Origin of the sequence: Rothia sp. HMSC061E04, assembly GCF_001813685.1 — a bacterium.
In the GTDB taxonomy this organism is placed as follows: Bacteria; Actinomycetota; Actinomycetes; order Actinomycetales; family Micrococcaceae; genus Rothia; species Rothia mucilaginosa.
The window spans coordinates 51352-57577 of record NZ_KV813706.1 but is presented as its reverse complement, the minus strand read 5'-3'; the positions used below and the strand labels follow the sequence as shown (position 1 = coordinate 57577).

Here is a 6226-nt window from a genome sequence, read left to right as displayed (position 1 = left end):
GGGGGGGGGGGGGGGGGGGGGGGGGGGATCAAATATGGGCACCGCGCATGCGGCTACGCGGGTAGTATCAGCAGGCGGGTGGCTTCAGTGAGCGGGTAATATCAACAGACAGCGTGCAGAGAACCCGGCGGTACACGAGGCACCAGCCGGGTTCTCATATGCCTAACTTTCGTAGGGCCCCATAAATCGTGAGCCATTGAAATGAATCATATGAGTCGGGTCGCTCTCCAGCCAGACTTCTGTCTCCCAAGCAATATCCACTAGGTGAGAGCGGAGTACTTGTCGGTTCGGGAAACAGGAAACATACACGATTCCAGCTTGCGACCCCCCAAAAAGTGATTCCAAATTTTTCTTACGGAGAGGATTTACTGGACCATGAGTTGTTACTGCCTCCATTAAAAAGAGCCAGTTTTTATCCCTCTGGTACACAACCAAGTCAGGCATCTTTCCGTGCATATCAAGATTAATACCAAGAGAGGAAAGTAACTCTTTGTTATAATTTGATGTTTTACTATCCGCGTCACCTATATACAGAACCTGGCCCCCTGGCGCAAAACGAGGACAAAATTCCTCAACCATAGATTTAATTAATTTATTTTGACCACCGGGGTTAATGTATGCAATTTCATTCGAGGGCATACGAACCGGAATTTTGGCCATTCTACGCTCTTCACGTTGCAATTCCAATAGGCTCGGAGCATATGCTAGATATTCTTCAAGAGCAATACGAAATTCACTAGAAGTATCATCGTCGCTTCCCGAGTACATACGAATCACGCTTAGTGCATTGGGGCTAACCCTATAAACATTCTTGGGTGAGTTAGTTGTGCGATCCGGATCATCATCATTGTGTTCGCAAAAAGCTGCTGCTACAAACTGATGAAGAACCTCTCTGCGTATAGTCTCCCTAGAGTTTTCTGCAATTTGGTAATCAAGTTTTTTTCTCATCCAATCCATCAGACCACGCACTCCGATTCGATTATTTGTTGCTTGATCCCAGGTATCTCCTTCACGGAGGTTCAACAGCGACAGAAGAGTCCTTGCTGCCATATCGTTAGTTCGTTTTTCATCAAACTCAAAGAGTTTCAAAAGTCTTTTAGCTTCTTCATGTATGCTCATACGGCTTTCTCCTTCCTAATCTGTAGGGATTCGATATTATCTGAAAGAATCTCAGAAATGTCCTGAGTCGGTTGTTTTGAATGGGCAAGTTTTCGCAAAGAACTTATTGAGGGAAATGGGAGTTGACGCAAATCTCCAGCATTTACCTGGGTATGCCCACTGAAAATGCGAAAATAATCGTCTACTTGGGCTGAGTTTAGCCATCGCTCAATTCCTATAGCGACATCCTTTTCAAGACCTGAGCCATTATTGTGAATATAGTTCACCTTATTATCTATTGCGAACAAGTTATTTGCATGGTACAAGGCTGCGCTTATGCGACGCTTCTCTTCTTTCGCAGAGAAACGCTTCACAAGGACATACCAGCCTGACGGAATGACATTTTTTGCCGTATTCGGATGGAACCCATCAACCCACTGTTCTTTCTTACAAGATTCAAGAGGATGGATTACTTGTCCATTAAATATATGGGAAGCATGAATGAGAGGTAGAGAACCAACAAGTTGATTCTCAAGAAGAATCTCACGAGAGCGGAAACCCACCACTTTACCTGTCGAAACATTCAGATTCATAGAGGATAACGTTTCCTTGGCATGGGACATTCGCTCAATAATCTCCCCGTCATAATCTGTATTGGGGACAAAGATAAAATCACCAGTTACAACTTGAGTGTACGGAACCGAACGCGTAGAGACTGTTCCCTTATGGTCATGCGATACACTTAGCTGCACATGAGATTTTGCTACTCCCTTATACATACCAGTGATAACTGTTTCTTGGAGTACTCCAGACTCTCCAAAAACAGAAGAACGAGACTCAAAACTATGAATAGAATCAATACTAGATTCTTTGAGTAAATCTTGGCGAAAAGCAGTGTAATAGGTTCCATTCATCCATGAACGCGGGGTAATGGATACCTGATAGCCACCATCCTTCAAAAGGTGCTCACCTAGGGACATGAAGGCGGCATACATATTGGGCACATTGCACCCATGCGAGCGTAGAATTAGGGCTACTTCTGACTTACTTGCAATCTTAAAATACGGTGGATTCTGAATAACATAGTCGAACAGGCTCTGGCCTTGCAAAGCCCATTCAATAAAATCTTGATTAACGTATTCAAGATGCACCCCTGGGCGAGAACAATCTTTCAGAGTATTCTTCAATGCAGGAATGAGCTCAGAATCTTTTTCTACAGCAATAATCTCAAGAGTGGTTTCTGGAGATTCTCGTGTGAATCGGTCCACAACTGCTGCTGTCAATATGCCAGATCCTGCGCCAGGGTCTAGGATACGAACTTTATTAGAAGTTGGAAGAGGCAACATCTGCGCCATCATCTGCGCGACTGCGAGCGGGGTAAAAAACTGACCTTGGTCGCTTTGGCTCTTCTCATCGAGAGCGCTCATAGCCTGCTGTCGTCGTATCTCAGCGCGTTCCACAAATTCCATACTTCAAGGGTAACTGTACCCCTGATGTGTGCCAAGTTAGTTCGTCATCTCAGGAATGTCCGACGCAAATTGATGTGTTTTCTAAGTTAGACAGCAGAGAACCCGGCGGTACACGAGGCACCAGCCGGGTTCTCCACAATCAACAGGTCAGCACACAGCCGGAAAAGCTACAGTAGCGAAAGGCTACTTCTTCTTTTCCTTCTCCTCGCCCGAAGACAGTGCCGCAATGAAGGCTTCCTGCGGAACCTCCACACGACCGACCATCTTCATGCGCTTCTTGCCTTCCTTCTGCTTCTCCAGCAGCTTACGCTTACGCGAAATATCGCCACCGTAACACTTCGAAAGAACATCCTTACGCATCGCGCGAATATTCTCACGGGCAATAATACGCGAACCGATAGCCGCCTGAATCGGCACCTCAAACTGCTGGCGAGGAATCAGCTCACGCAGCTTAGAAGTCATCATCAGGCCGTACGAGTACGCCTTATCGCGGTGAGTAATGGCGCTGAATGCATCCACCTTCTCACCCTGCAGCAGGATATCGACCTTCACCAGGTCAGCCTCTTCCTCACCGTCGAACTTCCAGTCCAGCGACGCGTAACCGCGGGTACGGGACTTCAACTGATCGAAGAAGTCGAACACGATCTCTGCCAGGGGCAGGCGGTAACGCATCTCCACACGATCCTCGGACAGGTAATCCATGCCGCCGATCTGGCCGCGGCGAGCCTGGCACAGCTCCATAATCGCGCCAATGTACTCGCTCGGGGCAATAATCGTACACGCCACCATGGGCTCGCGGATGGTCGCGACCTTACCCTCGGGGAATTCGCTCGGGTTGGTCACGCGCTTAGCGTTGCCAGCCTCATCCACCACGTCGTAAATAACGTTCGGCGCGGTCGAAATCAGGTCCAGGTTGAACTCGCGTTCCAGGCGCTCACGCACAATCTCCAGGTGCAGCAGACCCAGGAAGCCACAGCGGAAACCGAAGCCCAAAGCGGCAGAAGTCTCCGGCTCGTAAATCAGCGCGGCGTCGTTGAGCTTCAGCTTATCCAGCGCGTCACGCAGCGCCGGGTAGTCCGAACCATCAATCGGGAACAGGCCAGAGAACACCATCGGCTTGGGGTCCTCGTAACCGCCCAGGGACTCCTGCGCAGGCTTGACAGCGGAGGTGACGGTATCACCCACACGGGACTGACGGACGTCCTTCACACCGGTAATGAGGTAACCTACCTCGCCCACGCCCAGGCCCTTCGAGGGCACAGGCTCAGGGGAAATCACGCCGATTTCAAGCAGGTCATGCTCAGCGCCGGTGGACATCATCTTAATCTTCTGACGCGGCTGCAGGCTACCGTCCACAACACGCACATAGGTGACCACACCGCGGTACGAGTCGTACACCGAGTCAAAAATCATGGCACGCGCCGGGGCGGATGCGTCACCCTGCGGGGCGGGAATCGCCTCCACAATACGGTCCAGCAGAGCCTCAACGCCCTCACCGGTCTTACCCGATACGCGCAGAACCTCGTCCGGCTCGCAACCAATCAGGTTCGCCAGCTCCTCAGCGTACTTATCGGGCTGAGCCGCGGGAAGGTCAATCTTGTTCAGCACCGGGATGATGGTCAGGTCGTTCTCCATCGCCAGGTACAGGTTCGCCAGGGTCTGAGCCTCAATACCCTGGGCGGCGTCCACGAGTAGAAGCGCACCCTCACACGCAGCCAGGGAGCGGGACACCTCATAGGTGAAGTCCACGTGGCCGGGGGTGTCAATCATGTTTAGCGCGTAGGAGGTGCCGTCAACGTCCCAGGGCATGCGCACAGCCTGAGACTTAATGGTGATACCGCGTTCACGTTCAATGTCCATGCGGTCCAGGTACTGCGCCTTCATATCGCGCGGGGCAACCACGCCGGTGGCCTGCAGCATACGGTCTGCGAGGGTGGACTTACCGTGGTCAATGTGGGCGATAATGCAGAAGTTGCGAATAATCGCGGGGTCGGTCGCCGCCGGAACGGGCGGGTTCTTCGACATGGGTGCCAATCACATCATCCTTTCGAGATGCTGGCTGCGGGTATGGGCATAGTTACCTATCATTTTCCCATACCCGCGCCATATGTGCGAACGGACCTAACGTTCCGAAGAGTCCTCCGCGGAATCCGCACCATCATCGGCAGGATTTACGCCCTCGGAGGCACCGCTGAGGGAATCCAGGTAGCCCTCAATATCCTCGGCAATCACCTCACCGGAAACAGTGCGCAGAGTCGAATCCATCTTCTGCTCAATCTCACGCACCAGCTCAACCTTCTCGTAGTCCTTCGCCATTTCTTCAGCGAGCTCCGCCTCCCACTCGTCAGCGTGGGCGCGCAGGCGGTCGTACTCCTCAGACTCGACCTTAATGCCGAGGATGACCTCCAGCGCCTCGATCAGGCTCACGACCGCACGCGGGTTCTGCTGGTTAAAGCTCAGATACCCCGGGATGCTCATACGCAACATGACCGAGGAACGCAGGCCGTGCTCGGCGGCGAGCGCAGACATCGCCATCGTCACCGAGGTAGAACCGGTGAAATACTCGTGCAGAATACCGGGGATAGCCGCCAGCTTCTCGTCGTGAGTGGTCAGCGTGTACGGGTACGGGCGGGTGTGCGCCACCTGATCCTCAAAGGTCTCAACGAAGACCGCGTGGTCCACGTGGAGCTTCTTCACGTACTTGAAGAAGCGGGTCATGAACCGTTGCAGGCACAGGCTCGGGGCGGGGCCGGTCACCACGAGCAGGCGCAGGCGGCGCTCCGGGATGGTGACCCTGTTGTAGAACATCTTGGGCCACACCAGAACCGTGGATTCGGAGTCGTCGCTGTTCTGCAGCTGCGGGGCGACGGAAGCATAGTCGTAGAAGTCGTCCATGTCGAAGCCGGGGCTCTCATCGCACGGGTCGAACGCGCGGTGAATCACGTCGAGGGCGTCTTCACCGTTGCCCGGGGGTTCCTTCGCGGAGTTGAAGCCGACCAGCATGACGGTCGTGTAGTTGTCCTCTTCGGAGGATTCGCTCAGGCGCAGCTTGCCGAGCAGTCCCTTCTTCGCGGGCTGTTCTGTGGAGGCGGGCTTGGCGAAAGCGTCAAAGAGTCGGGCGGGCGGGAAGTTCGGCTGGCTCATCGTTGTCCTTAGCTCGTGATCGGTGGTTGTGTGGTGGGTGGTGTTGTAAAAATATGTTCTATATTCGGTTATGCCGCCCAAAACCCCGGGCGGAAGGGGAAACTATGTTAGAAAGGCAGAAGCGCCAAATCGTATGGAGTGCCAGCATAAACATCTGGCAACTCACCATTAGCTACCTTCTCACGATACAAGCTGGTTACTTCGCTATATTTGAAGGGGAATTCCTTAGCTTCGTTCCTACGCTTAATCTCTGCCAGACCCCACTCATATTCGGCACCGGGGCGTGCCACCGGAGCATTAAAAAAACGCCCATTCAACTCAGCACGCATCCACCCCTCCGGAGTATTTGCATCAGATATGGGCTTCGTAAAATCGAACGGAGCTCGCCAATACTCAGGGTCTTCACGATAATCGTAAGCTTCTTCTGTGGTCTCGTTACTCATGGGGAACCTCCTGATAATATGCAAAAATGTGTACCCACACCGGCGCCATGTGAGACGCCGCGTGGGGCGCTC

At 52.7% G+C, this 6226-nt stretch carries 5 protein-coding genes; all 5 read right to left on the bottom strand.

Going from position 1 to position 6226, the window contains the following annotated elements; genetic code table 11:
* Nucleotides 1–162: 162 nt before the first annotated feature.
* The 5 genes from HMPREF2927_RS07130 to HMPREF2927_RS07110 all read right to left on the bottom strand — a co-directional run bounded on the left by HMPREF2927_RS07130 (nt 163) and on the right by HMPREF2927_RS07110 (nt 6154).
* Nucleotides 163–1119 (bottom strand): BsuBI/PstI family type II restriction endonuclease, encoded by a 957-nt coding sequence (locus HMPREF2927_RS07130; protein WP_070686747.1) that lies wholly within the window; start codon nt 1117–1119, stop codon nt 163–165.
* Nucleotides 1116–2525 (bottom strand): Eco57I restriction-modification methylase domain-containing protein, encoded by a 1410-nt coding sequence (locus HMPREF2927_RS07125; protein ID WP_168165230.1) that lies wholly within the window; start codon nt 2523–2525, stop codon nt 1116–1118. The genes HMPREF2927_RS07130 and HMPREF2927_RS07125 overlap by 4 nt, the downstream gene beginning before the upstream one ends.
* A gap of 225 nt (nt 2526–2750) precedes the next feature.
* Nucleotides 2751–4592 (bottom strand): translation elongation factor 4, encoded by a 1842-nt coding sequence (lepA, locus tag HMPREF2927_RS07120; RefSeq protein ID WP_369825412.1) that lies wholly within the window; start codon nt 4590–4592, stop codon nt 2751–2753.
* Between the two features lie 96 nt (nt 4593–4688).
* The gene (locus HMPREF2927_RS07115; RefSeq protein WP_070686741.1) at nt 4689–5711 is read right to left on the bottom strand and encodes a PAC2 family protein; all 1023 of its coding nucleotides are present in this window, start codon (nt 5709–5711) and stop codon (nt 4689–4691) included.
* 107 nt (nt 5712–5818) lie between these two features.
* Nucleotides 5819–6154, bottom strand: coding sequence for a hypothetical protein (locus tag HMPREF2927_RS07110; RefSeq protein ID WP_070686739.1), 336 nt, complete (start codon nt 6152–6154; stop codon nt 5819–5821).
* Between the last annotated feature and the right edge of the window lie 72 nt (nt 6155–6226).

Excerpts from the sequence above, each read along its gene's own strand:
- HMPREF2927_RS07115 (WP_070686741.1), bottom strand. The coding sequence starts at position 5,711 with ATGAGCCAGCCGAACTTCCCGCCCGCCCGACTCTTTGACGCTTTCGCC.
- HMPREF2927_RS07130 (WP_070686747.1), bottom strand. The coding sequence starts at position 1,119 with ATGAGCATACATGAAGAAGCTAAAAGACTTTTGAAACTCTTTGAGTTT.
- lepA (WP_369825412.1), bottom strand. The coding sequence starts at position 4,592 with ATGTCGAAGAACCCGCCCGTTCCGGCGGCGACCGACCCCGCGATTATT.
- HMPREF2927_RS07125 (WP_168165230.1), bottom strand. The coding sequence starts at position 2,525 with ATGAGCGCTCTCGATGAGAAGAGCCAAAGCGACCAAGGTCAGTTTTTT.
- HMPREF2927_RS07110 (WP_070686739.1), bottom strand. The coding sequence starts at position 6,154 with ATGAGTAACGAGACCACAGAAGAAGCTTACGATTATCGTGAAGACCCT.